Genomic DNA, 24536 nt, shown 5'->3' with positions numbered 1-24536 from the left:
GCCCTCCCCGACAGACGAGAATCCCGTTGCGCCAGCAGCTTCCCGCGGCCCTGGCGGCCGCCCTCACGGCCGCGCTCCCGGCCCTCCCGGCACGCGCCCAGACGCCCGCCGCCAACACCGCCCCGGCGCCGGGGCCCGAGCGGATCAAGGAGGTGCCCTCGGTCACGGCCGTCGATCCGGCCGCGATCAAGCCCGGCCAGATCCTGTTCACCGACCACCGCGACAACCCGTCGGCGCCGGAGAACGGCCTGATCCCGTACCTCGACTGGCTGAAGGCGCGGCCGGCCGAGGCGGCGGCGCTCGCCCCGTATCCGGGCTACAAGGAGCCGGACTACACGGTCACGGTGAACGGCGTGACCAAGCCGCGGCACGAGACCCTGAAGGTCTACGTCGCCGAGGGGCGCTTCGTCGTCCCGCGGCCGCCCGAGGCGATCGACCTCCAGGCCTTCGCCAACCTCGCTTTCGTCCAGAAGATGGATCCGGCGATCAAGCACCGCACCCTGGCGGTCGCCGACGTGACGCCCAACAAGGACCCGGCCGCCGCCTTCGCCAAGCGGCCCGACCGTCCGTGGTGCGAGGGCGCGGGCGCCTGCATCGAGTCGCGCTACGACCTCGAGGGCAAGTTGCCGCTCGGCGTGAAGCTCGCCAACAAGCTCGAGGAAGGCTCGACCAAGAAGATCGCCGAGTTCGTCTCGTTCCAGAGCGAGTTGCGGGTGCTCGGGCCGGACCAGGGCGACCGGCTCAAGGCGCTGACCAAGATCGACACCGCGGTGACCGGCGGCCTGGAGCAGACGATCTTCTGGGTCAATCAGATCCTGCGCTTCGGCAAGTTCCTGGCCGTGTTCCAGCCGATGCCGAACGACCCGACCAAGACGGTGGTCACCACCTACATGGCGCTGGCGATCAAGGGCGACGTCCTCGACCGCAAGGCCGAGTACGCCCGCGTTCCGGTGCTGAAGAACCTGCTCCCCGCGCAGGTGCTGATGGGCAATTCCAGCTTCAACACCGGCAACTCGATCAGCGCCGGCCTGCCGGTCTACGCCCGCAACCGGATCGCCACCTTCGCGGACGCGCTCACCAAGCGGTGACGCGCCGCGCGCGCTTCACATCCCGCGGTTGCCGATCGTCGGCAGCGTCGGCTGGGTGTAGGCGCGGTTCACGTCGCGGCGGGTCTGGGTGCCGTTGGTGTTACCCGAGGCCCGGTAGTTGTCGAGGTTGAAGGTCTCGGCGAGGCCGCTGCGGGAATCCGGGCCGTCGCTGGTGCTGCAGGCGCAGAGGCCGCCGAGCGTCAGCGCGGAGAGGGCGAGAAGGGTCAAGCGCATCGCGTATCCTGAAAGCGGGCCGTGGCCGGCCCGCGACCGGCCACGGCCGGAGCGGCCCTCACGGGACGTCTCGCGGCATGGTCAGCGCGGAGGCGCCTCCGTCAAGGTCGCGCGCAAGATGTAAATCCGTTCTGCCGCCTCCGATGCGCGCCGGCCACGGAAAATCCACCACAGACCGGGATTGCGGCGGATAGGGCCGGCCAATCGTGTTGAGTTCGGCCCCCTCCCCCTGGCGAATCCCGGTCGTTTCGGGCGACAACCCTCCGCGATGAGCAACGTCTTGCCCTTCCGTCCGCGCCCGACCGTCACCCGCCTCGCTCGCTGCGAAGTTGTGACCGTGGCCGGTGATCTCCTCGCCCTGCTGGAGCAGCTCGAGGATGTGAGCGCCCGCGCCGCCGCGATGGGGCGTCCGGCGATCGAGGTCGAGCGCACCGTTCAGCACCTCCTGGATGCCGTGAGCGCCGTGGAGCGCGCCCTCGACTGCATCGGCGAGGGCGAGCAGTCGGCGCCGGGCTAGACCGCGTCCCTGCGCGCTCGGGCGCGCCGGGATCCTGACCGCGGGCACGTCGAATCCCGCGCCGGCGGGTCGCCGCGGGGCGTTCCTAAGCAGACTCTAAATCATCCGGAACCCTCCAGTACGCCTTGCGGTTGAGGGTCGGATGCTCGCGTCGGGCGTCGCTTCCGGAGGGTGCTATGAGGCTTCGCACGAGCAGCTTGCTGGCCGTCATGGCGGCCGGCGGTCTCCTCGCCGGGTCGGCGCTGCGCGCCCAGGCCGCCGAGGTCGGTTTCCTCGAGATGCTGTTCGGCGCCCGGCCGGCCCCTCAGCAGGCCCAGCCGGCCCCTGCCCCGGCCCCCGCCTTCGACGGCCGCGCCTTCGGCCGCCACGCGACCCCGCGGCTCGGGGCGGCGCGCCGCCGCTTCCAGACCCGCTACGCGGCGCTCCCGCTCAAGATCCGCGTCAAGGAGCGGGAGATCAGCGAGCGCCAGACCCCCATCGACATGAAGGGCGGCGCGACGGCGGCGCTGCTCAAGGACGAGACGCTGCGGCCCGGCGACATCGTGGTGCTGAATTCCGGCGCCCGGGTGTTCACCGGAAATCCCGACAAGCGCCACGCGATCCGGGATTTCGAGCCGGTCCAGAACTCGCGCTTTGTGAGCCGGGGCACGCGGAAGGTCCTGGCCGGGCTGTTCACGCCGGTCGGCGCCGTGCCCGCGCAGGAGGCGCGGCGGATGATGGCCCGCGCCCGGCAGCCGATGCCTGAGGTGGCGACGCCGATCCCAGCGCAGAAGACCGCCATGCGGGTGATCAACCCGTGGCAGAGCGGGCAGTGACCGGCGCCGCGCTGCTCAGAAGAAGCGTTCCTTGATGACGATCGTGTCTCCCGGCCGGACCGCGTAGGTCATCGGCACGATCCCGGAGATCAGCGAGCCACCGGCGTCGCGGGTCAGGACGGCGTAATCGCGCGCTGCCCTCGGGCCGAAACCGGCCGCGATCGCTACCGCGGTCTCAACGGTCATGCCGTTGACGAACGGGTACTGACCGGAGGTGGTGACTTCGCCGAGGATGTAGAACGGTCGGTAGGCGTCCACCTCCACGGTGACGTGCGGCTCGCGCACGTATCCGGAGGCCAGCTTGGCCTCGATCGCCTTGGCCGCCTGCGCGGTCGTCTGGCCGCCCACCTGCACGGTCCCGATCAGCGGCATGGCGATGCGCCCCGCGCCGTCGACCGCGTATATGTTGGACAGGTTGTCCTGGCCGAACACGATCACCCGCAGCTTGTCGCCCGCCGCCAGCGTGTACCGCGCGGCGATCGAGCCGGTGCCGGTGGCATCGAGCTGGTCGGTGCGGAAGCTCGGCCGCAGGCAGCCGCCGAGCGCCAGAGTCGAGCCGAGTGCGAGGAGCAGAGCGCGCCGGTTCATCACCATCGCCGTCATGGATGCAGTTGCGGGGTGATGTAGGCCGTTAAGGTTAATGAAACTTGATCACCGCGCGACGGAGGCGGCGCCGTCACCGGTCCGCGCGGCCCTTAACTCTTGAGCAACCTTAACATCCACTAATGGCCGCGGGACGGCAGTAATGCCCGCCCGGCCTGTCTCCGCGTTCAGAGCGTCCGCATGTCCACGATCCGTCAACGCTCGACCTACGCCGTGCCCGGATCCCAGCCGCGCGCCGAGGAAGGCCTCGGCCTCGCGCAGCTGCCGCGGATCCTGCGGCGCTCGATCGGCTGGATCGTCGGGCCGACCCTGGTGGTCGCCCTGGGCGCGAGCGTCTTCGTCAACGTGGTCAGCCCGCGCTACACCGGCGAGGCGAAGGTGCTCCTCGAGAGCCGCGACCCGGCCTTCGCCCGCACCGCGCAGGAGCGCGGCGACCAGCTCGCGCCGATCGACGAGCAGGCGGTGGCGAGCCAGGTGCAGGTCGTGATGTCCCGCGATCTCGCCCGCGAGGCGATCCGCCGGCTCAAGCTCGTCGGCAACGCCGAGTTCGATCCCGGCGCGGGCAGCATCGGCGCCGTGCAGCGCGTGCTGATGATGCTCGGCATCGGTCCCAATCCCCTGGACCGCCCCGCCGAGGACCGGGTCCTCGACGCCTACTTCGACCACCTCCTGGTCTTCCCTGCCGGCAAGTCGCGCATCCTGACGATCGAGTTCCGCGCGAAGGACCCGAAGCTCGCGGCCGAGGCCGCCAACACCATCGCCAAGCTCTACATCGGCTCGCTGGAGGCCGATAAGGTCGACACCGCCCGCTACGCCTCCACCTGGCTCGGCGGCAACATCGACGGGCTGCGCAAGCGCGTCGCCGAGGCGGAGGCCAAGGTCGAGGCGTTCCGCGCCAAAAACGGCCTCGTAGGCAGCACCGGCCTGGCCGGACGGCCGCTCAACGCCCAGCAGCTCGGCGAGCTGTCGAGCCAGCTCTCCGCGGCGCGGAGCCTGAAGGCCGACCTCGACGGCAAGGTGAAGGCCATCAAGGACCTGATCAAGGACGGGCGCGCCTTCGAGATTCCCGACGTCGCCAACAACGAGGTCATCCGCCGGATCGTCGAGAACCGGATCTCCGTGCGCGCCCAGCTCGCCCTCGAGTCGCGGACCCTCCTGCCGGCTCACCCGCGGATCAAGGAGCTGCACGCCCAGCTCGAGGACCTCGACGCCCAGATCAAGGCCTCGGCCGAGCGCGTCGTGCGCACGATGGAGAACGACGCCAAGATCGCGGGCGCCCGGGTCGAGAGCCTCCAGGCCGCCGTCGACGGCCAGCAGGACGTCGTCGTCCGCGGCAACGCCAGCGAGATCCAGCTCCGCGCGCTGGAGCGCGAGGCCAAGGCGCAGCGCGAGCAGCTCGAATCCTATCTCGGCCGCTACCGCGAGGCGGCGGCGCGCGACGGCGAGGCCGCGACCCCAGCTGACGCCCGTATCGTGTCCCGCGCGGTGACGCCCGAGGTTCCGTCCTTCCCGAAGAAGCTGCCGATCGTCGCTTTCGCGACGCTGCTGACGCTGATGCTCTCGGTCGGCGGGGTCATCGCCAGCGCGCTGCTCGCCGAGTCCGGCCGCGCCGCCGGCGACCGCGACGGCGATCCGGCAGACGATCGGCGGCGCCGCGAGCCGGTGCTGGATCGGCCGTCCTTCACCTTCCCGGAGGCGACACCGGCCGCCCGCTGGTCCGAGGCGTCGGGCGCGGCTGCCGCCGCGTCGGCGGCGCCCGCCGCGGCCGCGGCGCTCCGCTCCCCCGACATGTTCGATCTCGCGCCGCTCGTCGCGCGCATCGCGGCGGCGCCCCGCGCACCGGAGGCGCAGGCGGGTCGCCGCGTCCTGATCGTCGAGACCGAAGCCCGTCGCGGCGTCCCGGCGCTGTCCGAGGCCCTGACCCGCGCGCTCGGTCGCGAGGGAAGCCTCGTCGCCGTCGACCTGAACCTGCCGAACGACGGCACGGCGCGGCTCGGCTTCGCCGACCTCATCGCCGGCGAGGCCGCGTTCCTCGACGTGATCCAGGCACGCCGGGACGGCGGCCAGCATCGGATCGAGGCGGGGCTGCTGGAGTCGACCGTCCTGTTCGACGAGCCCGATGCCCTGGCCCTGACCTTCGAGGCCATGGCCGAGGCCTACGACTGGGTGGTCTTCCGGCTCCACGCCGCGCCGGGGGCCGTCGACCTCCTCGAGCTCGTGGCCGGCTTCATGGACAGCGTCGTCATCGCGTCGAACGCCGATGCCGAAGATCCGGCGTTGGCCGACCTCTACGCCCTCGCCGAGGAGGCCGGCGCGGGGCAGATCCTGGTCGCGCAGGATCGCCCGGCCGCGTCCGATGTCGAGGAGGCGCGGGCGGAGCTGCGCCTCAACGCCGCCTAGGCCGCGCGCCGATCAGGACCGGCGCAAGGTGCGGAGCCGCTTGAGGGCGGCGTAGAGGCGCGGGTCGCGCTTGATCCGCCGTTTCGTCCGCGTCAGGCCCCGGCGCAGGGAGCCGTAGGCCCGGCCCCGCAGGGTGACCGGGATGATCGTCTCGACGAGGCTGATCGTCTCGTCGCAGATGCTGGCCTTATAGCGCGCCTCGCCGACGCCGAGATCGAAGCCCTGCCGGCCGCGGGCGGTCTGGTCGCGCACGAGATGCTGCAGGAGAAGGTCGCCGGGACTGTAACGGGCGACCTCGGGGTCGCCGTCGAACGCCGTCATCATGCCGCTGAAGCGTCGGTCGCTGACGGCACCGCCGAAGGTAGCGAGAACGCGGCCGCTCTCGGCGAGACACAGGGCGTACAGCTCCATGGCGGGCTCTGCGCCGGTCGACGCGGCCGTCAGGAAGGACCGGATCGCGGGATCGGCGTAAGGGTCGGCCACTCCCATGCCGGCGAAGCGGGCCGATTTCTGCGCGAAGAACGCCGCCAGCAGGCGCGCCGCCTCGTCGGCGGTCTCGGCGCGGCGGTAGACGATCGCGCCGTGCGCCTCCACGAGGCGCTTCTCCTTGGAGCGCAGCTTCTTGCGGGCGTCCGCGCTGAAAACCCGGCGCACGGTCGCTTCCGGATCCGGCCCGAGCATGAGGCCGTAGCCGTCGCTGGCCTCCGCCTCGCCGGTCGCGGCGAGCGGGTTCGCTGCCCCGTCCCACATCCGGGGCTGGTGCTTGAGCGCGAAGGCGTCGATACCCTCAGCGCGGCCGGCGCGGATCAGCGCCGCGACGATGCTGCCTGGCCCGATGGCCGCCGCGTCGCGGGTGGCGAAGAGCGGCATGTGATAGTTGGCGTGCGTGCCGCCGACCGTGCGCGCGAGGCGCAGCCCGTGCTCCCGGCTCAGGGTGAACGGGACGAGGATGCGCGGCCGTCCGTCGTCATCCCGCAGGACCGCGACGCGCGCGCGCTCGGCCTGTCCCGTCGCCCGCAGGTAGGCGCTGATCCAGTCGAACCGCTGATACGGCGTGCCGAGGCTCGCCGGATCGGCGTCCAGGCGCCGCCACAGCGCCTCCGCGGCGGCCAGATCGGGGATGATCTCCGCGACGAGCCCCCCGACGCTGCGCGAATCGACCATGTCCGTTCCCGCTACGTGGACACCGACCGCCATGACCCGATCTCCCGGGGACCGCGCGCGATCCCGTGCCGCGCGCACCCTGACGGCAAGCGGCTGAACAGCCCGTCACTCCGATCGATGATGGCGCGATACCGGCGCCGGACGGTCCGCCAAAGAACAGTCGTGGCTAATGATAGCTTGCCTTCGCCGCAGTCACGCATGCTTTCGGCTTTGTTTACCCGGGCGAGCCAAGGCTGTGCCGAGCTGGGCCGCGGGCCCGAACGGTTCAGGGCCATGCTGTCGTCGCGTGCCAAGCATCGGGTCTTCGCGTCCGGGTTCCGCGCGATCCAGGCGCTCGGGGCGGACCGCTGGCTCAGCCCCGCGGCGCGCGGCCTCGGCGTGATCCTCACTTTCCATCACGTCAGCCCCGACCCGGTCCCGGCCTTCGCGCCGAACCGCCTGCTCGGCATCACCCCCGAGTTCCTCGATCTGACCCTGCGCGAGCTCGATGCCCGCGGCTTCGAGATCATCGGTCTCGATTCGGTGCCGGAGCGGCTGGCCGAACCCGATTACGGGCCGCCCTTCGCGGTCCTGACCTTCGATGACGGCTACCGCGATAATGTCGAGCACGCCCGTCCCGTGCTGGCCCGCCACGGCGCGCCGTGGACCCTGTTCGTCACCAGCGGCTTCGCCGACCAGGCCGGGCGGCTCTGGTGGATCGAGCTGGAGCAGGCGATCGCGCGCGTGGACCGGGTGCGCATCGACGTCGGCGCGCGGAGTCTCGACCTTCCGGCGCGCAGCCCGCAGGAGAAGGCGCTGGCCTTCGAAGCCCTGTACCGCGACCTGCGGCGCGGGGACGAGGCGGACCTCCTCGACCGGATCGCGGCCCTCTGCCGGCAGGCCGGCTTCCCGCCCGGGCGCCTCGCCGCCGACCTGTGCCTGTCCTGGGCTGAGCTGCGCGACCTCGCCGCCGACCCGGCCGTCACCGTCGGCGCCCACACGGTCAGCCATCCGATGCTCGCCAAGCACGCTCCCGCGATCGCGGCGCGCGAGATCGCCGAGGGGCGCGCGCGGATCGAGACGGAACTCGGGCGGCCGGTGCGGCACCTGTCCTACCCGGTCGGGGATCCGACCTCCGCCGGCCCGCGGGAATTCGCCCTGGCGCGGGAGATGGGCTTCGCGACGGCCGTGACCACGCGGCCCGGCCATCTCTTCGCCGAGCACGCCGCGCACCTCCAGGCCCTGCCCCGGGTGTCGGTGAACGGTTGCCATCAGACGCGCGCGGCGCTCGCCGGACTGCTCTCCGGCGTCCCGTTCCTGGCGTGGAATCGCGGGCGACGGCTCAACATCGCCTGAGGCGACGCCGCGCCCGCGCGCGGCGTCAGCGGAACAGCGCGTCGAACAGGTTCTGCGGCTGCTGCTGCGGCGGCGGGGCCGGCGCCGGCCCCTCGTTCGACGGGAAGAACTTCCGCGAGGGCTTCTGGCGGGGCTGCACCGGCACGCCGCGCGGCGCCTCCACGTCCACCTGCCCGTTGGCATTGAGCTGCTGGGCGGTCTTGGTCGCATCCTTGCCGGGGCGCTTCGCCTTCTCGGGCTTGGCCGCCACGGCCGGGACGTCCTCCTGCTCCTTGGCCTCGGCGATCACGTCGCTGCCGCCCTTACAGTCGACCAGCCACACGTCGTAGATCGGGTGCTCGATCGCGTGCAGGCCGGGGCTCGACGCGAACATCCACCCGGTGAAGATCCGGCGGTACTTGTTGTCGAGGGTGACCTCGTCGACCTCGAGGAACGCCGTGGTCTTGGCGCTCTCGGTCGGCGGGCGCGTGTAGCAGACCCGCGGGGTGAGTTGCAGGGCGCCGAACTGCACGGTCTCGTCGACCGCCACCTCGAAATTGACGATCCGGCCGGTGATCTTGTCGAGGCCGGAGAACACCGCGGTCGGGTTCTTGATCTTGTCGGCGGCGGCGGGGCCGGCGCAGACGAGGAGCGCGAGGCCCGGGGCGAGCGCGCGGCGTGCGAGGGCGGTGATGCGGCTCAAGGCTCGGACCCCTGGACGAGGGTGACCGGCCGCGCCAACGGGTGCGCGGCGGGCGATCGGGATTGACCCGTCATGAACACCGGAACGGTGGCGGCAAAAGGGCGCCGGCTCCGCGACGGGTCGCGGCTCTACTCGCCCGGCGTCCAGGACACATAGTCGCCCGTCGCGGCCGGCCGCTGGCCCCAGGAGAGCTGCGAGCCCGCCGGCCGGTACGCGTTCGCGGTGCCGGTCTGGTTCTCGATATGGGGCTTCTGCCACGCCTTCGGCTGGTAGGTCTCCTCGCTCGGCGCGACGTCGACGTTGTGGCAGAGCCAGCCGCGCCAGCCGGGGGGCACCTTCGAGGCGTCGGCGTAGCCGTTGTAGACGACCCAGCGGCGCTCCGAGCCCACCGATCGGTCGATCAGCGCGCCCTCCGCCTTGTAGTACTTGTTCCCGAACTCGTCCTCGCCGACGAAGATGCCGGTGCGCGCGGTCTGGAGCGCGACGGAGACGGTCTGGCCGTTCCACCACGTGAAGATGCGCAGCAAAGTGTCCTTCAGCGCCATCGCCGGTCCCGGAATCGTGGCGCGCCGCGAGGGCGCTCGTCGGCGCCGTTATGGTGACCGCGCGCGTGTGAGTCCAGCCGCATGACGGAAGTGTCGCCCCGGGGCAACGCTCGGCCCGCGCTTTCGGCCTCCGGTTCCGGCCATCCGCCGGTTCCGCTCCCTAGGGTTGTGAATCTAAAATTTTCCCGATCCGATTCCCGAAAGCCGGAAGGACACTTATCCCGGCCCGGGACGATATCCACAGGCTTTTGCGAGCCGGCACAACATCTAGCGGGGAACAAGGCCGTCGAACACCACTTGTTGACGTGAGAGTGAAGGCGGCGGTAATCTCCCTGCATCGGTCGCGCTCCGCGGAAGTGGTGCGTTGGGCAGGGGCGGCCGTTCCTAATTTTCGTTCGCGGGACCGAGGCACGTCTCTCAGCCGGGCGTGGTCGGCCGCGAATCCCACTATCGGGCTAGACCCCGCGTCGCGCGGGGCCGGGACCCTCGTGTCCCGACGGGAGAGGTGTGTTTCATGCGGTTCGAGCGTCGCTACACCACGGCCGGACAATCGCCCTACGCCGGGATCCCCTTCCGCAAGGCCCTGAGCGAGATCCGCAACCCGGACGGCTCGGTCGTGTTCCGCCTCGACGGCATCGACGTGCCGGAGAGCTGGAGCCAGGTCGCGAGCGACGTTCTCGCGCAGAAATACTTCCGCAAGGCGGGCGTTCCGGCGCGGCTGCGCAAGGTCGAGGAGAACGCGGTCCCCTCGTTCCTCTGGCGCTCGGTGCCGGACGACGCGGCCCTGGCCGAGATCCCCGAGGACGAGCGCTTCGTCTCCGAAGCCTCCGCCACGCAGGTCTTCGACCGGCTCGCCGGCTGCTGGACCTACTGGGGCTGGAAGGGCGGCTACTTCTCGTCGGAGGAGGATGCCTCGGCCTTCATGGACGAACTGCGCTTCATGCTGGCTCGCCAGATGGTGGCGCCGAACTCGCCGCAATGGTTCAACACCGGCCTGCACTGGGCCTACGGCATCGATGGCCCGAGCCAGGGCCACTACTATTGCGACCCGCAGACCGGCGTGCTGACCAAGTCGGCCTCGGCCTACGAGCACCCGCAGCCGCACGCCTGCTTCATCCAGTCGGTCCAGGACGACCTCGTCAACGACGGCGGCATCATGGACCTGTGGGTGCGCGAGGCGCGCCTGTTCAAGTACGGCTCCGGCACCGGCTCGAACTTCTCGATGCTGCGCTCGGAGAACGAGAAGCTCGGCGGCGGCGGCAAGTCCTCGGGCCTGATGAGCTTCCTGAAGATCGGCGACCGGGCGGCCGGCGCGATCAAGTCGGGCGGCACCACGCGGCGCGCCGCCAAGATGGTGATCGTCGACATCGACCATCCGGATATCGAGGCCTTCATCGACTGGAAGGTGAAGGAGGAGCAGAAGGTCGCCGCCCTGGTGACGGGATCCAAGGTCGTCTCCAAGCACCTGACCCTGGTGATGAAGGCCTGCACGCAGTGCGAGGCCGAGGGCGATGCCTGCTTCGATCCGGAGCGCAACCCAGCTCTCAAGCGCGAGATCAAGGCCGCCCGCCGCGCCTCCGTGCCGGATTCCTACATCAAGCGTGTCGTACAGTTCGCCCGCCAGGGCTTCACCAAGATCGAGTTCCCCGTCTACGACACTGACTGGGATTCGGAGGCCTACCTCACGGTCGCCGGCCAGAATTCCAACAACTCGGTCTCGCTGACCGACGACTTCCTGCGCGCCGTCGAGGCGGATGCCGACTGGCAGCTGACCGCCCGCACCACCGGCAAGGTCACCAAGACCCTGAAGGCCCGCGACCTGTGGGAGCGGATCGGCGAGGCCGCCTGGGCCTCTGCGGATCCGGGCCTGCACTTCAACACCACGATGAACGACTGGCACACCTGCCCGGCGGGCGGGCGGATCCGGGCCTCGAACCCGTGCTCCGAGTACATGTTCCTCGACGACACCGCCTGCAATCTCGCCTCGGCGAACCTGCTGACGATGTATGACCGGGATACCAAGCGCTTCGACGTGGAGGCCTTCGAGCACCTCAACCGCCTCTGGACGGTGGTGCTCGAGATCTCGGTGATGATGGCGCAGTTCCCGTCCAAGGAGATCGCGGAACTCTCCTACCGCTACCGGACGCTGGGTCTCGGCTACGCCAATATCGGCGGCCTGCTGATGACCATGGGCCTTCCTTACGATTCCGACGCGGGCCGGGCGCTCGCCGGTGCCCTCACCGCCATCATGACCGGCGTCGCCTACGCCACCTCGGCCGAGATGGCCGCGGAACTCGGCACCTTCCCGGCCTACGACGAGAATGCCGACGCGATGCTGCGGGTCATCCGCAACCATCGCCGGGCCGCCCACGGCGAGGCCGGTGGCTACGAGTTCCTGAACGTCGCGCCGGTCGCCCTCGACCACGCGAACATCCCGCAGGCGGATTTGGGCGACCATGCCCGCGCCGCCTGGGACCGGGCGCTGAAGCTCGGCGAGGAGCACGGCTACCGCAACGCCCAGGCCACCGTGATCGCGCCGACCGGCACGATCGGCCTCGTGATGGATTGCGACACGACCGGCATCGAGCCCGACTTCGCCCTGGTGAAGTTCAAGAAGCTCGCCGGCGGCGGCTACTTCAAGATCATCAACCAGGCCGCTCCGGACGCCCTGCGGGCTCTCGGCTACCGCGAATCCGAGATCGCCGAGATCGAGGCCTACGCGGTCGGCCACGGCTCGATGGGTCAGGCGCCGGGCATCAACCCGACGACGCTCCGCGCCAAGGGCTTCACGGACGAGAAGATCGCCGCGGTGGAGAAGGGCCTGAAGTCGGCCTTCGACATAAAGTTCGTGTTCAACCGCTGGACGCTCGGCGACGATTTCCTCACGCAGACCCTCCGGGTCCCCGCCGAGAAGCTGTCGGACCCGACCTTCGAGCTGCTGCCGTTCCTCGGCTTCACCAAGAAGGAGATCGAGGCCGCCAACACCCACATCTGCGGGGCGATGACCCTGGAGGGCGCGCCGGGCCTGAAGCTCGAGCACTACCCGGTCTTCGACTGCGCCAACCCGTGCGGCCGGATCGGCAAGCGCTACCTCTCGGTCGAGAGCCACATCCGCATGATGGCGGCGGCGCAGCCCTTCATCTCGGGGGCGATCTCCAAGACCATCAACATGCCGAACGACGCCACGGTCGAGGATTGCAAGGCGGCCTATCTGCTGTCCTGGCGCCTCGCCCTCAAGGCGAACGCCCTCTACCGCGACGGCTCGAAGCTGTCGCAGCCGCTCAACTCGGCGCTCATCTCGGATGATGAAGACGAGGCCGATGAGGGGATCGAGGCCCTGATCCAGGCCCCGGCCGCCGCCAAGGCCGCCGCGGCCGCGGAGAAGATCGTCGAGCGCGTGATCGAGCGCGTCGAGCGGATCCGCTCCCGCGAGAAGCTGCCGGCCCGCCGGAAGGGCTACACCCAGAAGGCGGTGGTGGGTGGCCACAAGGTCTACCTGCGCACCGGCGAGTACGACGACGGCCGCCTCGGCGAGATCTTCATCGACATGCACAAGGAGGGCGCGACCTTCCGGAGCCTGATGAATAACTTCGCCATCGCGATCTCGCTCGGCCTCCAGTACGGCGTGCCGCTCGAGGAATACGTGGAGGCCTTCACCTTCACGCGGTTCGAGCCGGCCGGCTTCGTGCAGGGCAACGACGCGATCAAGAACGCGACCTCGCTCCTCGACTACGTGTTCCGCGAGCTGGCGGTCTCGTATCTCGGCCGCGCCGACCTCGCCCATGTCAGCCCCGCCGAGATCGGCGGCACGGTGATCGGCGGCGGCGAGAGCGGCGACACGACCCGCGAGGGCCCGAAGCCCGCGCCGGCCTCCTCGGTCGTGTCCCGCGGCCTGCTGCGCGGCTCGGCCGACCGGCTCACCCTGATCCAGGGTGGCCCGGCCGGTGCCAGCCTCGGGGTCGGTGCGGCCAGCACCGGCCAGACGGCGCCTGCCGGCGGCACGGTCCACGCCATCCGCGGCAGCGCGGCGCTGAAGGCGGAGCCGGCGGTGGCCGGTCAGGCCGAGACGATCGCCGACACCCTCCCCTTCGCCAAGGCGGAGAGGAGCGTCGCCGACCGGCGGGCCGAGGCGAAGATGAAGGGCTACGTCGGCGAGGCCTGCCCGGAATGCGCGAACTTCACGCTGGTCCGCAACGGCACCTGCCTGAAGTGCGATACCTGCGGTTCGACGACCGGGTGCTCCTGATACGCCGACGGCTCGTACGATAAAGAAGGCCTAAGTTGCTTGCCGCTCTGAGTTGAACCTGCTGAGGTTTCAGCGAGATATATCTCAAAGTGGCATTCGACCGGGTGCGTCCGAGAGGGGCGCCGATCAGCGGACGATATCCACGCTCGCTGTACCGGTCAGTAATCCCCCGAACATGTCGAGCATGTTCGGGGGAAGCTGCGCTTAGACGGACCGATGGTCTCTGCGCTGCGCGTGCGACGAGATCGAGACCTGTTCGCGATGAGCCGGTCGCACCTGTGATGGTGCGGATCAGGCCTTCGCCCTAACCGAGAGCGGGAAGGGTGCACGACGACGCGGTCATCGCGGCTGCCAAGCGGCCAGAGGGCGCCTATGTATCGGGCGAGGCAACGCCAGCCATCGAACCGGGCTGGTCTCGACTGAAGGTAGCCGATCCGCGCGCTTGCTGAGACGACGTCGCCATGACCTCATCGACTTCGACCAGCGCGGTCGTGATCGGCGCCTCCGGCGGCATCGGCCGAGCCCTTGTCTCCGGACTGGCCGCGAGTGGAGCCTATGCTCCGATCTTCGCCCTCTCGCGCTCGCAGCCATCGTTCCCGCACGGCATCCGCAGCTACGCGATTGACCTCGTCGACGAGACGTCGATCGCTGCGGCCGCGGCCGCGGTCGCGGAGGCCGGACCGGTCGGTCTGGTCATCGTCGCGACCGGCATCCTCCATCAGGACGGCGTCGCGCCCGAGAAGGCGCTGAAGGCGCTCGATCCCGGCGCGATGGCCGCCGTGTTCTCCATCAACGCGATCGGTCCCGCCCTCGTCGCCAAGCATTTCGTCCCGCTGCTGGCGCGAGAGGGACATTGCGTGTTCGCAGTCTTGTCGGCACGGGTCGGCTCGATCGAGGATAATCGCGCAGGCGGATGGTACGCCTACCGCGCCTCGAAGGCGGCTCTGAACCAGATCCTGCGGACCCTATCGATCGAGGTGGCCCGCAGCCGCCCGGACGCGATCGTCGTCGGCCTCCATCCAGGCACAGTCGCTTCCAACCTGTCGCGGCCCTTCCGCCCAGATCCGGGTGCACCCGGCGTCTTTCGACCCGACGAGAGCGCAGCTCATCTTCTGCGCGTGCTCGGCGAGCTCGACGTGGCGGACACCGGAAGCGTCTTCGCCTGGGACGGCGCGCGCATCCCGGCCTAGGGCTCGGAACCGGTCAGCGCGAGGCGGCGGTCCCGCCAGGCAGATCGCGTTGCCCCGGACGGATCAATCCGCGTCGTCCTGGACGTAGGACGCCAGGCCGTTGCCGAAGGACCACTCGTCGCGCGCGTTCGGCGACAGGACTATGAGCACGTCTTCCGGACGAAGACCGGGATCGACGACAAGGTTGTCGGTGATCGCTCTGTAGAGAGCCTTCTTCTTCGCCGTGTCCCGCCAATTGCCCGCGACGATGTTGATGATCACCACGTCGTCGGTGCGGTGAAGCCCGAGATAGTCGGAATCGTAGATCAGCTCGTCCGGCGCGTGCTGATGGATCAGGTGAAAGCGGTCGTCTGCGGGCACGTCGTAGGCGTCGCGCAGGCCGCGATGGATGCCGTCCGAGATGGCTCTGATATGGGCCGGTGACTTGCCCTTAAGGAGCGAGATCCGAACGAGGGGCATGGCTTGCGGTCTCCTGCGACGTCGAGCGGCTAGCCGCCTTGACGCTCCCCGTTTACGCCCCCAGGATCGTCCGGAAAATTTGAAACACCTGAATAAAGACTTTCCGGAAATCGAAGCATGGCGACGCGCACCAACCTCGACATGGACGTGCTCCGCACCTTCGTGACCGGGTTCGAGCTCGGCAGTTTCGCCCGCGCGGCCGAGCGGCTGGGGCGGTCGCAATCGGCTGTCAGCACGCAGCTCCGGAAGCTGGAGGAACAGGTTGGTCAGCCGCTCGTGCAGAAGGCGGGACGCGGTCTCGCGCTGACCGCTGCCGGTGAGAGCATGCTCGGCTACGCGAAGCGGCTCTTGGAACTCAACGACGAGGCGGTCGACCGGCTGCGCGGACCCGAGCTCGAGGGCTGGGCGCGGCTGGGCCTCGCGCAGGATTTCGCCGAGGGCTGGCTGCCGGCGGTGCTCAAGCGGTTCTCGCGGGCCTATCCGCGTGTGCGTATCGAGGTTCAGGTCGGGCTCGGCGCGCAACTCGTCGAGAAGACCCTGAAGGGTGAGCTCGATGTCGCGCTGGTCTGGGGGGACGGCAGCGGTGCCCCTCACGCGCACCGGGTCGCCGAAGTGCCGATCCACTGGATCGGACCCCCGGATTGGCCGGGTCTCGCGGACCCGGTCCGGGAACCCGTCCCGTTCGCGGCCTTCACGCCGCCGTGCACGTTCCGGTCCGCGGCCGTGTCTGCCTTGGACGGTCGCGGCTTGCCCTGGCGGCTCGTCTTCACCAGCCCCAGCCTCTCGGGACTCTGGGCCGCCGCCGAAGGTGGCTTAGGTGTCACCGCGCGCACCGCCGTCGGCCTGCCGAAAACGCTGAGCGTTCTCGATCCGGCCGCGACCGGCCTGCCGCCTCTTCCGAGCGCGTCACTGACACTCCACCAGGCCGAAGCCGAATTGGCGCCGGCCGTTGCGCGGCTCACCGATATTCTTCTCGAGACCATAAGGGAGCACGTCGCGTAAGGGCGCGATGGCCAGTGACGGGCTCTCGGCGCGCCGCAGACACCCCGGCCATCAAACATCAGTCCTCTCGGCCTCCGCCCGCGCGCGAACAGTGACCGATCGCCCTGGCCAGGACTTCTCGAGGAGAGACCGCGAGAGGCACCCGACCGCTGTTCGGACCTTGACGTGTCCGCGTCGCGAGGCTCGATCACGGGGCGGCGGAGCCGAGGGTGACGTGGCTCGCGCCAGCGGAGATGAGGCCGCATCATTCGTTTTTGCCGAACATAGGGTAGCGATCTTTCAAATTATCCGAACTAACAAGGTCACGTAACCCTTCGTCCGTTGGCCGCTGCGGCGGTCGCGAAGCCACGGACCGACGACCATGCCCTTCATCAATGTCAAAGTCGCGGGCACGCCCCTCGCACCCGAGCAGATCACGGCGATCCAGGCGGGCATCACCCGGCTGATGGCCACCGTCCTGCACAAGGTCGCGCCTCTGGTCGGCGTACTGGTCGAGGCGGTGCCTGCCGCGGGATGGAGCGTCGGTGCCGAGCCGATCGCCCGGGCCGCGCAAGTGGATGCCATCATCAGCGCAAACACGAACACGCCCGATGAGAAATCGCGCTTCATCGCTGAAGTAAATCAGCTCCTGAAGACCGTCCTCGGGGCCGAACTGGCGGAGGTGTCCTACATCGTCATCCACGAGGTGCCGAAGGACAGCTGGGGTTACGACGGCCTGACCCAGGCGGAGCGCGGGCGCCGCCGCGCGTAGCTCGCAGCGTTCCGCAGGTGGGGGCGCCGGATCATGTCTCGGCCGACCGGCGCCGCCGGCCTGTCACGAACGCGCCCGGCGCTTAATCCGACTGCCGGCACCAACGACGTGAAATTGTGGTGCCTGCAGCTTTTACGACATGTGGAACGGACAATCTGTATTAATCGTCTGGGATCGCCCAAAATCTCAGCTTGACGGCTCGACCCGTCTCGGGAGATCTCCCTCCCAGAGTGCCACGGTGAAGGGCACACCGCGCACGCGGAATCTTGGAGAGGAAACGATGGTCTTCGCAGGTCGCGCTGCAGCCGCGGTGCTGTTATTGACGATGGTGTCGGCCCCGGCGCGGGCCGCGGACCCGATCAAGATCGGGCTGAGCGGGCCCTATACGGGCGGCTCGTCTTCGATGGGTGTCTCGATGCGGGACGGCGCCAAGCTCGCCGCCGCCGAGATCAACAAGGCCGGCGGCGTTCTTGGCCGGCCGATCCAGCTGATCGAGCGCGACGACGAGGCCAAGAACGAGGTCGGCGCGCAGGTCGCGCAGGAACTGATCAACAAGGAGAAAGTCGTCGCGAGCGTCGGCTTCATCAATACCGGCGTGGCTCTGGCCGCCCAGCGCTTCTACCAGGAGGCCGAGATCCCGGTCTTCAACAACGTCGCGACCGGGACGATCATCACCAACCAGTTCAAGGAGCCGGACTACGACGCCAACTACGTCTTCCGGAACTCCGCCTACGACGTGCTTCAGGCCGGCCTGATGGTCGACGAGGCCCTCGCCCAGGGTCACAAGAAGATCGCGGTCCTGGCGGACTCGACCAATTACGGGCAGCTCGGGCGCGAGGACATCGAGAAGTATCTCGCGACCAAGAACGTGAAGCCCGTCGCGGTCGAGAAGTTCAACATCAAGGACGTCGACATGACGGCCCAGCTGCTGAAGGCGCAGCAGGCCGGCGCCGAGGTAATCCTGGCCTACGGCATCGGGCCGGAACTGGCCCAGATCGCCAACGGCATGGCCAAGCTCGGCTGGAAGGTTCCGATGATCACGAGCTGGCCGTCCTCGATGCAGAGCTTCATCGACATCGCCGGCACGAACGGCAACGGCGTGATCATGCCCCAGACCTTCATCGAGGATCAGACCCTGCCGAAGCGCAAGGCGTTCCTTGAGAACTACTACAAGACCTACGGTGTCACGAAGATCCCGACCCCCGTGGCCGGCGCCCAGGGCTACGACTCGATCTACCTCCTCGCCGCGGCGATCAAGCAGGCCGGCGGCACCGACGGCGCCAAGATCCGCGCCGCCCTGGAGAACCTGAACGAGAAGGTCGAGGGCGTGGTCACGACCTACGATAAGCCCTTCACGGCGAAGGACCACAACGCCATCTCGCGCAACATGGTGGTGTTCGGGAAGGTGCAGGACGGCAAGATCGTCTACGCCAAGGACGAGGACGCCAAGAACGCCGGCGTGGTTCGTCTGAAGGAGAAGTCCTCGAATTGAGGATCCGGACGCTGCGCCCGCGACGGGCGCGGCGTCTCCCTAAGGACCGGCGGCGTCACAGCCCGCTGGCGCTCAGCACAGCGGTCCCGCGGCGCCCGCCGCGCGACCGGACGTCCCTCCGGCGACAGCGATCCCATGGAAATCCTGCTCCAGCTCATCGCGTCCGGCGTCGCGGTCGGCATGATCTACGCCGCCATCGCGTTCGGCTATCAGCTGACCTTCGCGACCTCGAAGACCCTCAATTTCGGCCAGGGCGAGGCGCTGGCCCTCGGGGCCCTGTTCGGCCTGACCCTGGTGCCGTTCGTCGGCTACTGGCTGATGATCCCGCTGGTCCTGGTCTTCGGCTTCGCCCTCGGAGCCGTGGTCGAGCGCCTCGGCGTGCGCCCGGCCGTGAAGATCAAGTCCGAGTACGGGTGGATCATGGCCACCATCGCGCTCGGCATCATCTTCAAGAACGTCGCCGAGAACGTCTGGGGACGTGACGACCTCAAATTCCCCTCCCCGCTGCCCGAGACGGCGCTCCAGGTCGGCGGCGTGCGCGTCCTGCCGATGGAACTGCTGATCGTCGCGGGCGCGCTGCTGATGATGCTGGCGGTGGAGATCTTCAATCGCAAGTCGATCTGGGGGAAGGCGGTTGTCGCCACCTCCAACGACATCGACGCCGCCGGGCTGATGGGCATCAACACCCAGAAGGTCATCACCCTCTCCTACTCGATCAGCGCCATGACGGCGGCCTTCGCGGGCGTGCTGGTGGCGCCCGTCACCCTGACCGGTGCGACGATGGGGTCCGTGCTGGCGCTCAAGGCCTTCGCGGTGGCGATCATCGGCGGCCTCGAATCCGGCCTCGGCGTCATCGTCGGCGGCCTGATCCTCGGCGTCGCGGAGACGCTGACCGGCTTCTACATCTCGACCGGCTACAAGGATGTGCCGGGCCTGATCCTGCTCCTCGTCGTCCTCTCCATCCGCCCGGTCGGCCTGTTCGGCAAGGCCGTCATCAAGAAGGTCTGAGCGTGACCTCCCGCGCAATTCTCACGGCAGCCTGAGCCATGGCGCAGACCCTCGCCCCCACCGAAGCGCCCGCCCCGGCGGCCGCCCCCAGCCTGTCGCGCCACGTCGGCATCCTCGGCGCCGTGCTGCTGGTCGTCGGCCTCGCGGTCTTCCCGCACGTGGTCACGAGCTCGTACTACATCCACCTGATGATCGTGATCGCGATCTACGCGATCCTGATCCTCGGGCTCGACATCGTGGTCGGCTATACCGGGCAGGTGAGCCTCGGCCATGCCGGCCTGTTCGGCGTCGGCGCCTACTCGGCGGCGGTGCTGTTCCTGCACTTCAAGCTCGGGATCTGGTGCGGCATCCTGGCCGGGATCGGGGTGACCTCCGCCTTCGGCGTGCTGCTCGCCGTGCCGGCCCTGCGGGTGACCGGCCCCTACCTCGCCATGGTGACGCTGGCCTTCGGCACCATCGTCCAGATCTTCATCAACGAGCTGACGCCGCTGACCAACGGTCCCCTCGGCATCACCCTGCCGCCGGCCCGGGTCCTCGACTTCTCGCTGCTGGGCCTCCAGGCCCCCTGGGGCGCGGCCGGCCGCAAGCTCGAGTTCTACTACCTGGTCTGTCTGGCGCTCCTGGCCACGATCCTGGTCGTCAACCGGGTGGTGCGCTCGCCCTACGGCCGCGCCTTCGAGGCGCTGCGCGACTCGCCGATCGCCTGTGATTGCATGGGCGTCAGCGTCTACCGCTACAAGGTCTACGCCTTCGTGATCTCGGCGGCTTTGGCCGGCCTCGCCGGCGCGCTGTTCGCTTGGTCGGAGCGCTACGTGGCGCCGAACTCCTACGGGTTCGAGCTCACCGTGCTGTTCCTCCTCGCCGTCACGATGGGCGGCCGCAAGTCGCGGGCGGGGCCGATTATCGGCTCGGCGATCATCGTGATGATGCCGAACGTGCTCGCCGATATCGGCCTGGTGCGGATCATGGCGGGGATCATCGCCGCCGCGGCACTGGTCGTGGGCGCTCTCGCCTTCCTGCGTCGCGCAGAGAACCGGTTCGCCCTGCTGGTGCCGGTCGCGCTCTGCCTCGCCTTCTTCCCGGCCACGCTCGCGCTCGAATCGGTCACCGACTTCCGGCTGACGGTCTTCGGCCTGATGATCCTGTTCGTGGTGTATTACCTGCCGGACGGGATCGTGGGCTTCCTCCGCGAGAAGATCCCCGCCCTGCGCCCAGCCCACACGGCCGAGGGCAAGAGCCTCCACGCCGAGGGCGCGGCCCTCAGCGTGCAGAGCGGCGACCGGGGCGCCGACCCGCTCCTCACCGTCGATCAGGCACTGATGCAGTTCGGCGGCCTCAAGGCGCTGGCCGGCGTCGAACTCACGGTGCGGCCGGGCACGATCCACGGGCTGATCGGTCCCAACGGATCCGGCAAGAGCACGATGATGAACGTGCTCACCGGCATCTACAAACCGACCGGCGGCAGCGTGACCCTCGCACGCGGCCAGGGGACGAAGCGCCTCGACGGGCGCACCCCGTCGGAGATCGCCGCTGCCGGCGTGGCCCGCACCTTCCAGAACGTGCAGCTCTTCCGCGAGATGACCGCGCTCGAGAACGTGCTGGTCGGCCTGCACCACAGCTTCCGCGGCACCCTGTTCGACGCGATCCTCGGCACGCCCCGGCGGCGTCGGGAAGAGCGCGAGCAGCGCGCCCGCGCCATGGCGATCCTCGACTTCGTGGGCCTCGGCGCCCTGGCGCAGGTGGAGGCCCGCAACCTGCCCTACGGCAAGCAGCGGCTCCTCGAGATCGGTCGCGCGCTCGCCCTCGACCCGGTCCTGCTGCTCCTCGACGAGCCGGCCGCGGGCCTGACCGCCCCCGACATCGCCGAGCTGACGGCGATCATCCGCAAGATCCGCGACGCCGGCATCACGGTGATCCTGATCGAGCACCACATGGACGTGGTCATGGGCCTGTGCGACCGCGTCAGCGTCCTCGATTTCGGCCACAAGATCGCCGAGGGCAGCGCCCGCGAGGTCCAGGCCGACCCGAAGGTGGTCGAGGCCTATCTCGGCAGCCCCGTCGCCGACGAGGAGATGACCCATGCTTGAGGTCACGGGTCTGTCGGCCGGCTACGGCCAGGTGGAGGTTCTGCACGGCCTCGACTTCCAGGTTCCGAAGGGCCAGGTCGTGGCGCTGATCGGCTCCAACGGGGCCGGCAAGACCACCACGATGCGCGCCCTGTCGGGCATGATCCGGCCGCGGGCCGGCTCGATCCGCCTCAACGGACAGGAGATCGGTGGCCTCGACAGCCACGACGTCGCCCGGTTCGGCCTCGCGCACTCGCCGGAGGGCCGGCGCGTCTTCCCGACGCTCTCGGTCGAGGACAACCTGACCCTCGGTGCCTTCCCGCGCCTGACCGGTTCGCGTCCGAAGGGCGACGTCGCGGCCGACCGCGAGCGGGCCTTCGAGATGTTCCCGCGGCTCAAGGAGCGGCGCGCCCAGCTCGCCGGCACGCTCTCGGGCGGCGAGCAGCAGATGCTCGCCATGGGCCGGGCGCTGATGCTGCGGCCCGAGATCCTCCTGCTCGACGAGCCCTCGATGGGCCTCGCTCCCAAGCTGGTGGAGGAGGTCTTCCGGATCATCCGGCTGCTCAAGGCCGAGCAGGTGACGATGCTGCTCGTCGAGCAGTTCGCCATGGCGGCGCTCGGCGTCGCCGACCACGCCTACGTGCTGGAGAACGGCCGGATCCGCTTCCAGGGCCCGGCGCAGCAGATGCGCAACGATCCGGCCGTGCGGGCGGCGTATCTCGGCGGCAGTCACTGACATCCGACCGCGGATCGGCGCCGCGCGTGGCCTGGGATGTCCCCCAGTCCCGGCGCCCGGCATGAACCTGTCCCGCCGGGGCCGGCGGGTCACGCCCGGCGCACCGTCGTCGGCGCGGCTCGCGAGTGCCTGACGGTCGGCGCATCACCCTCGCGGACAAGCGCCCGCGCTCGCGAACGCCCTACAGGATTGTCCGACGCCGGGGTGCGGGCGGCCCGGTGTTTGCTGTGGGTTCGCCGGGGACAACGCTGAGGCCGGTCGGGCACTGATGCCCGTAGGCCGCGCCGCCGCTCTCCTGTAGAGACCGTCGGGACGCGGCCGGCGCGACGGCCACACGGGAGGTGTCGATTTTGGACGACGGTTGGGCGACTGCCTTAGGGTTGTTTGCCGTCCTCGCCCTGGTTCTGGCGAACGGCTTCTTCGTCGCAGCGGAGTTCGCCCTGGTCGCGGTGCGCAGGAGTCGCGTCGCCGAACTCGTCGCCGAGCGGCGCGTGAACGCGAAGGCGCTGCTCTGGGCCACGGACCACCTCGACGCCCACCTCGCGGCGACGCAGCTCGGCATCACCATCTCGTCCCTGGCGCTCGGCTGGGTCGGCGAGCCGGCGCTGGCCCACCTGATCTTGCCCACACTGACGTGGCTGCCGGACATGCTCTCGACGGCAGCCGCCCACACGGTCGCCGTGGTGATCTCGTTCGTCATCATGACGGCGCTGCACATCGTGCTGGGCGAGTTGGCGCCGAAGAGCCTCGCGCTCCAGCGCAGCGAGCGCACGGCCCTGGCGGTGATCCGTCCGCTCAGCGTGTTCCTGTTCGTGTTCCGCCCGGCCATCCTGTTCCTCAACGGGCTCGGCAACGGCGTCCTGCGCCTGTGCGGATTGCAGCCCGGCCACGGCGAGGGCGGCCACCACTCGACGGCCGAGCTCAACCTCCTGGTCGAGGCGAGCCGCGAGGCAGGCCTCATCCGCGAGGCCCAGCAGGAAGCGGTCGAGCGCATCTTCCGGCTGGGGGACCGCCGGGTCCGCGAGATCATGACGCCGCGCCACGAGGTCGAGTGGGTCGACCTCGACGGATCGCCCGAGGAGATCACGCGGGCGGTCCGCGCCTGCAGCCACGCCCATGTCGTCGTGAGCCGCGGCGGCATCGACGAGGTCGTCGGCGTGCTGCGCAAGCAGGACCTGCTCGATCAGATCCTCGACGGGCGGACCCTCGATATCGCCACCGCCATGCGGCCGCCGAACGTCGTCCACGAGGGCATGACGGTTCTCACGGCGCTGGAGAGCTTCCAGCGCAACCCCGTGCAGCTGGCGGTGATCGTCGACGAGTACGGCAGCCTGGAGGGCATCGTCACGCAGACGGATCTCCTCGAGGCGATCGCGGGCGACATACCCGAGGTCGGTGAGGACCCGGCGGTCGTCGAGCGCGAGGACGGCTCGTTGCTCATCGACGGCATGATGCCGGCCGAGGACGCGTTCGAGCGTCTCGCCTTCAACGATCCGCCGGGCACGGACGACTACACGACTTTGGCCGGCTACGTGATCTTCCAGCTCGGCCGCATTCCGGCGGCGGGGGACGCGTTCGTGGCGGAGGGGTGGCGTCTCGAGGTGGTCGACATGGACGGCCGTCGCATCGACAAGGTCCTGGCCACCCGCTTGCCGGCGCGGGCGCCGGTCGGAGGGGCGTGAGCGCGTCGCCGGGCCATCAATCGGCGCATATCCAATCGGCGCATATGCCTGCGAGAATCGCGGGCGCGTCGTCTCGCGCGGCGGTAGCCGTCGACCGCGCGAGTTCGGAGCGATATCGCGACCGTCAGTAGCGATCGTAGCGATAGCCACCGTAACGTCGCCCTTCGTAGAAGCGCGCGTCCCTGCGTCCGTAGCCACCGAACTCACGGTGGCGGCGATAGCCGTGCGCGGGCGCCCAGGGTGGGGGGCCCCCGTGACGGAAGCCCCGCTCTCCGCGGGCCCAGGGCGGATCGGCGAAGGCGGCCGAGGTCGATCCGAGGATGCCTCCGGCCAGTGTCAGTGTGCCGAGCAGGATCAGCGTTGGCGTGCGGATCATGGATGCCTTCCTCACAGCGGGGGCGTCCCGCGTCGCCCCAGTTACGGTGCTCCGCGGCAAACCGTTCCCCGCCGTCGCGAAGGCACGAGGCCGGTCAGCTCGGAGCCTCTCCGAATAACCGCGCGGTCTTCAGGATTGCGCTGGT

The 24536-nt window shown here is 69.5% G+C and carries 21 protein-coding genes; 14 read left to right on the top strand and 7 right to left on the bottom strand.

The genetic code is table 11. The features are described 5' to 3' along the window. The first annotated feature begins 26 nt into the window (after positions 1-26). Complete coding sequence (locus BMY19_RS05080; RefSeq protein WP_091678749.1) at positions 27-1088, top strand: hypothetical protein; 1062 nt, start codon at positions 27-29, stop codon at positions 1086-1088. 15 nt (positions 1089-1103) lie between these two features. Here the strand turns inward: BMY19_RS05080 and BMY19_RS05075 are convergent, their stop codons facing one another. Next, complete coding sequence (locus BMY19_RS05075; RefSeq protein WP_020091673.1) at positions 1104-1322, bottom strand: hypothetical protein; 219 nt, start codon at positions 1320-1322, stop codon at positions 1104-1106. A 268-nt stretch (positions 1323-1590) separates the two neighbouring features. Here BMY19_RS05075 and BMY19_RS05070 point away from each other — a divergent pair, with 268 nt between their 5' ends. Together BMY19_RS05070 and BMY19_RS05065 are read left to right on the top strand one after the other, a co-directional pair. Further along, the gene (locus BMY19_RS05070) at positions 1591-1839 is read left to right on the top strand and encodes a hypothetical protein (RefSeq protein ID WP_012317333.1); all 249 of its coding nucleotides are present in this window, start codon (positions 1591-1593) and stop codon (positions 1837-1839) included. A gap of 176 nt (positions 1840-2015) precedes the next feature. After that, entirely contained in the window at positions 2016-2654 is a 639-nt protein-coding gene (locus BMY19_RS05065) for a hypothetical protein (protein WP_100251056.1), read from the top strand. Between the two features lie 15 nt (positions 2655-2669). Here the strand turns inward: BMY19_RS05065 and BMY19_RS05060 are convergent, their stop codons facing one another. Further along, a complete protein-coding gene (locus tag BMY19_RS05060; RefSeq protein WP_020091671.1) occupies positions 2670-3248 on the bottom strand; it encodes a polysaccharide biosynthesis/export family protein in 579 nt (192 codons plus the stop codon). Between the two features lie 189 nt (positions 3249-3437). On the opposite strand from BMY19_RS05060, the gene BMY19_RS05055 reads away from it, so the two are divergent. Next, on the top strand, positions 3438-5657 hold the full coding sequence (locus BMY19_RS05055) for a GumC family protein (protein WP_100251055.1): 2220 nt from the start codon (positions 3438-3440) through the stop codon (positions 5655-5657). A gap of 12 nt (positions 5658-5669) precedes the next feature. Here the strand turns inward: BMY19_RS05055 and BMY19_RS05050 are convergent, their stop codons facing one another. Then, on the bottom strand, positions 5670-6821 hold the full coding sequence (locus BMY19_RS05050) for a GNAT family N-acetyltransferase (RefSeq protein ID WP_244534834.1): 1152 nt from the start codon (positions 6819-6821) through the stop codon (positions 5670-5672). 273 nt (positions 6822-7094) lie between these two features. Here BMY19_RS05050 and BMY19_RS05045 point away from each other — a divergent pair, with 273 nt between their 5' ends. Then, entirely contained in the window at positions 7095-8156 is a 1062-nt protein-coding gene (locus BMY19_RS05045; RefSeq protein WP_100251053.1) for a polysaccharide deacetylase family protein, read from the top strand. A 25-nt stretch (positions 8157-8181) separates the two neighbouring features. Here the strand turns inward: BMY19_RS05045 and BMY19_RS05040 are convergent, their stop codons facing one another. Together BMY19_RS05040 and BMY19_RS05035 are read right to left on the bottom strand one after the other, a co-directional pair. Continuing rightward, the gene (locus BMY19_RS05040) at positions 8182-8838 is read right to left on the bottom strand and encodes a DUF2155 domain-containing protein (protein WP_056521486.1); all 657 of its coding nucleotides are present in this window, start codon (positions 8836-8838) and stop codon (positions 8182-8184) included. A gap of 128 nt (positions 8839-8966) precedes the next feature. After that, a complete protein-coding gene (locus BMY19_RS05035; protein ID WP_020091666.1) occupies positions 8967-9383 on the bottom strand; it encodes an NADH:ubiquinone oxidoreductase subunit NDUFA12 in 417 nt (138 codons plus the stop codon). 514 nt (positions 9384-9897) lie between these two features. Here BMY19_RS05035 and BMY19_RS05030 point away from each other — a divergent pair. Both BMY19_RS05030 and BMY19_RS05025 read left to right on the top strand, forming a co-directional pair. After that, positions 9898-13629: a vitamin B12-dependent ribonucleotide reductase gene (locus tag BMY19_RS05030; RefSeq protein ID WP_100251052.1), complete on the top strand. Its 3732-nt coding sequence runs from the start codon at positions 9898-9900 to the stop codon at positions 13627-13629. A gap of 461 nt (positions 13630-14090) precedes the next feature. Then, positions 14091-14819: an SDR family NAD(P)-dependent oxidoreductase gene (locus BMY19_RS05025; RefSeq protein WP_100251051.1), complete on the top strand. Its 729-nt coding sequence runs from the start codon at positions 14091-14093 to the stop codon at positions 14817-14819. A gap of 63 nt (positions 14820-14882) precedes the next feature. Here the strand turns inward: BMY19_RS05025 and BMY19_RS05020 are convergent, their stop codons facing one another. Further along, positions 14883-15278, bottom strand: coding sequence for a tautomerase family protein (locus tag BMY19_RS05020; RefSeq protein ID WP_100251050.1), 396 nt, complete (start codon positions 15276-15278; stop codon positions 14883-14885). A gap of 117 nt (positions 15279-15395) precedes the next feature. On the opposite strand from BMY19_RS05020, the gene BMY19_RS05015 reads away from it, so the two are divergent. The 7 genes from BMY19_RS05015 to BMY19_RS04985 all read left to right on the top strand — a co-directional run bounded on the left by BMY19_RS05015 (position 15396) and on the right by BMY19_RS04985 (position 24015). Further along, complete coding sequence (locus tag BMY19_RS05015) at positions 15396-16280, top strand: LysR substrate-binding domain-containing protein (RefSeq protein ID WP_091924529.1); 885 nt, start codon at positions 15396-15398, stop codon at positions 16278-16280. Between the two features lie 361 nt (positions 16281-16641). Continuing rightward, positions 16642-17031: a tautomerase family protein gene (locus BMY19_RS05010; protein ID WP_100251049.1), complete on the top strand. Its 390-nt coding sequence runs from the start codon at positions 16642-16644 to the stop codon at positions 17029-17031. Between the two features lie 280 nt (positions 17032-17311). Continuing rightward, positions 17312-18523 carry an ABC transporter substrate-binding protein gene (locus BMY19_RS05005; protein ID WP_026604708.1) on the top strand — a complete coding sequence of 404 codons (1212 nt, stop codon included), beginning with the start codon at positions 17312-17314 and terminating at the stop codon, positions 18521-18523. A 135-nt stretch (positions 18524-18658) separates the two neighbouring features. After that, entirely contained in the window at positions 18659-19531 is an 873-nt protein-coding gene (locus BMY19_RS05000; protein WP_020091659.1) for a branched-chain amino acid ABC transporter permease, read from the top strand. 38 nt (positions 19532-19569) lie between these two features. Next, on the top strand, positions 19570-21618 hold the full coding sequence (locus BMY19_RS04995) for a branched-chain amino acid ABC transporter ATP-binding protein/permease (protein ID WP_100251048.1): 2049 nt from the start codon (positions 19570-19572) through the stop codon (positions 21616-21618). After that, positions 21611-22333 (top strand): ABC transporter ATP-binding protein, encoded by a 723-nt coding sequence (locus tag BMY19_RS04990; RefSeq protein ID WP_010682999.1) that lies wholly within the window; start codon positions 21611-21613, stop codon positions 22331-22333. Before BMY19_RS04995 ends, BMY19_RS04990 begins: the two co-directional genes overlap by 8 nt. A gap of 380 nt (positions 22334-22713) precedes the next feature. Next, entirely contained in the window at positions 22714-24015 is a 1302-nt protein-coding gene (locus tag BMY19_RS04985; protein ID WP_244491754.1) for a hemolysin family protein, read from the top strand. 124 nt (positions 24016-24139) lie between these two features. Here BMY19_RS04985 and BMY19_RS04980 read toward each other — a convergent pair whose 3' ends face one another. Next, positions 24140-24391: a hypothetical protein gene (locus BMY19_RS04980; protein ID WP_056521514.1), complete on the bottom strand. Its 252-nt coding sequence runs from the start codon at positions 24389-24391 to the stop codon at positions 24140-24142. Positions 24392-24536 lie beyond the last annotated feature (145 nt).

This window comes from Methylobacterium sp. UNC300MFChir4.1 (genome assembly GCF_900110155.1).
In the GTDB taxonomy this organism is placed as follows: Bacteria; Pseudomonadota; Alphaproteobacteria; order Rhizobiales; family Beijerinckiaceae; genus Methylobacterium.
The sequence above is the reverse complement of the archived record's forward strand: the minus strand, read 5'-3'. Positions and strand labels throughout refer to the sequence as shown.

Bases quoted from the DNA above. Each gene is read 5' to 3' on its own strand.
- BMY19_RS05055 (WP_100251055.1), top strand. From the start codon at position 3,438: ATGTCCACGATCCGTCAACGCTCGACCTACGCCGTGCCCGGATCCCAG.
- BMY19_RS05065 (WP_100251056.1), top strand. From the start codon at position 2,016: ATGAGGCTTCGCACGAGCAGCTTGCTGGCCGTCATGGCGGCCGGCGGT.
- BMY19_RS05045 (WP_100251053.1), top strand. From the start codon at position 7,095: ATGCTGTCGTCGCGTGCCAAGCATCGGGTCTTCGCGTCCGGGTTCCGC.
- BMY19_RS05050 (WP_244534834.1), bottom strand. From the start codon at position 6,821: ATGGTCGATTCGCGCAGCGTCGGGGGGCTCGTCGCGGAGATCATCCCC.
- BMY19_RS05030 (WP_100251052.1), top strand. From the start codon at position 9,898: ATGCGGTTCGAGCGTCGCTACACCACGGCCGGACAATCGCCCTACGCC.
- BMY19_RS04980 (WP_056521514.1), bottom strand. From the start codon at position 24,391: ATGATCCGCACGCCAACGCTGATCCTGCTCGGCACACTGACACTGGCC.
- BMY19_RS04995 (WP_100251048.1), top strand. From the start codon at position 19,570: ATGGCGCAGACCCTCGCCCCCACCGAAGCGCCCGCCCCGGCGGCCGCC.
- BMY19_RS05000 (WP_020091659.1), top strand. From the start codon at position 18,659: ATGGAAATCCTGCTCCAGCTCATCGCGTCCGGCGTCGCGGTCGGCATG.
- BMY19_RS05075 (WP_020091673.1), bottom strand. From the start codon at position 1,322: ATGCGCTTGACCCTTCTCGCCCTCTCCGCGCTGACGCTCGGCGGCCTC.
- BMY19_RS05035 (WP_020091666.1), bottom strand. From the start codon at position 9,383: ATGGCGCTGAAGGACACTTTGCTGCGCATCTTCACGTGGTGGAACGGC.
- BMY19_RS05015 (WP_091924529.1), top strand. From the start codon at position 15,396: ATGGCGACGCGCACCAACCTCGACATGGACGTGCTCCGCACCTTCGTG.
- BMY19_RS04990 (WP_010682999.1), top strand. From the start codon at position 21,611: ATGCTTGAGGTCACGGGTCTGTCGGCCGGCTACGGCCAGGTGGAGGTT.
- BMY19_RS05070 (WP_012317333.1), top strand. From the start codon at position 1,591: ATGAGCAACGTCTTGCCCTTCCGTCCGCGCCCGACCGTCACCCGCCTC.
- BMY19_RS05020 (WP_100251050.1), bottom strand. From the start codon at position 15,278: ATGCCCCTCGTTCGGATCTCGCTCCTTAAGGGCAAGTCACCGGCCCAT.
- BMY19_RS05005 (WP_026604708.1), top strand. From the start codon at position 17,312: ATGGTCTTCGCAGGTCGCGCTGCAGCCGCGGTGCTGTTATTGACGATG.
- BMY19_RS05025 (WP_100251051.1), top strand. From the start codon at position 14,091: ATGACCTCATCGACTTCGACCAGCGCGGTCGTGATCGGCGCCTCCGGC.
- BMY19_RS05010 (WP_100251049.1), top strand. From the start codon at position 16,642: ATGCCCTTCATCAATGTCAAAGTCGCGGGCACGCCCCTCGCACCCGAG.
- BMY19_RS05060 (WP_020091671.1), bottom strand. From the start codon at position 3,248: ATGGTGATGAACCGGCGCGCTCTGCTCCTCGCACTCGGCTCGACTCTG.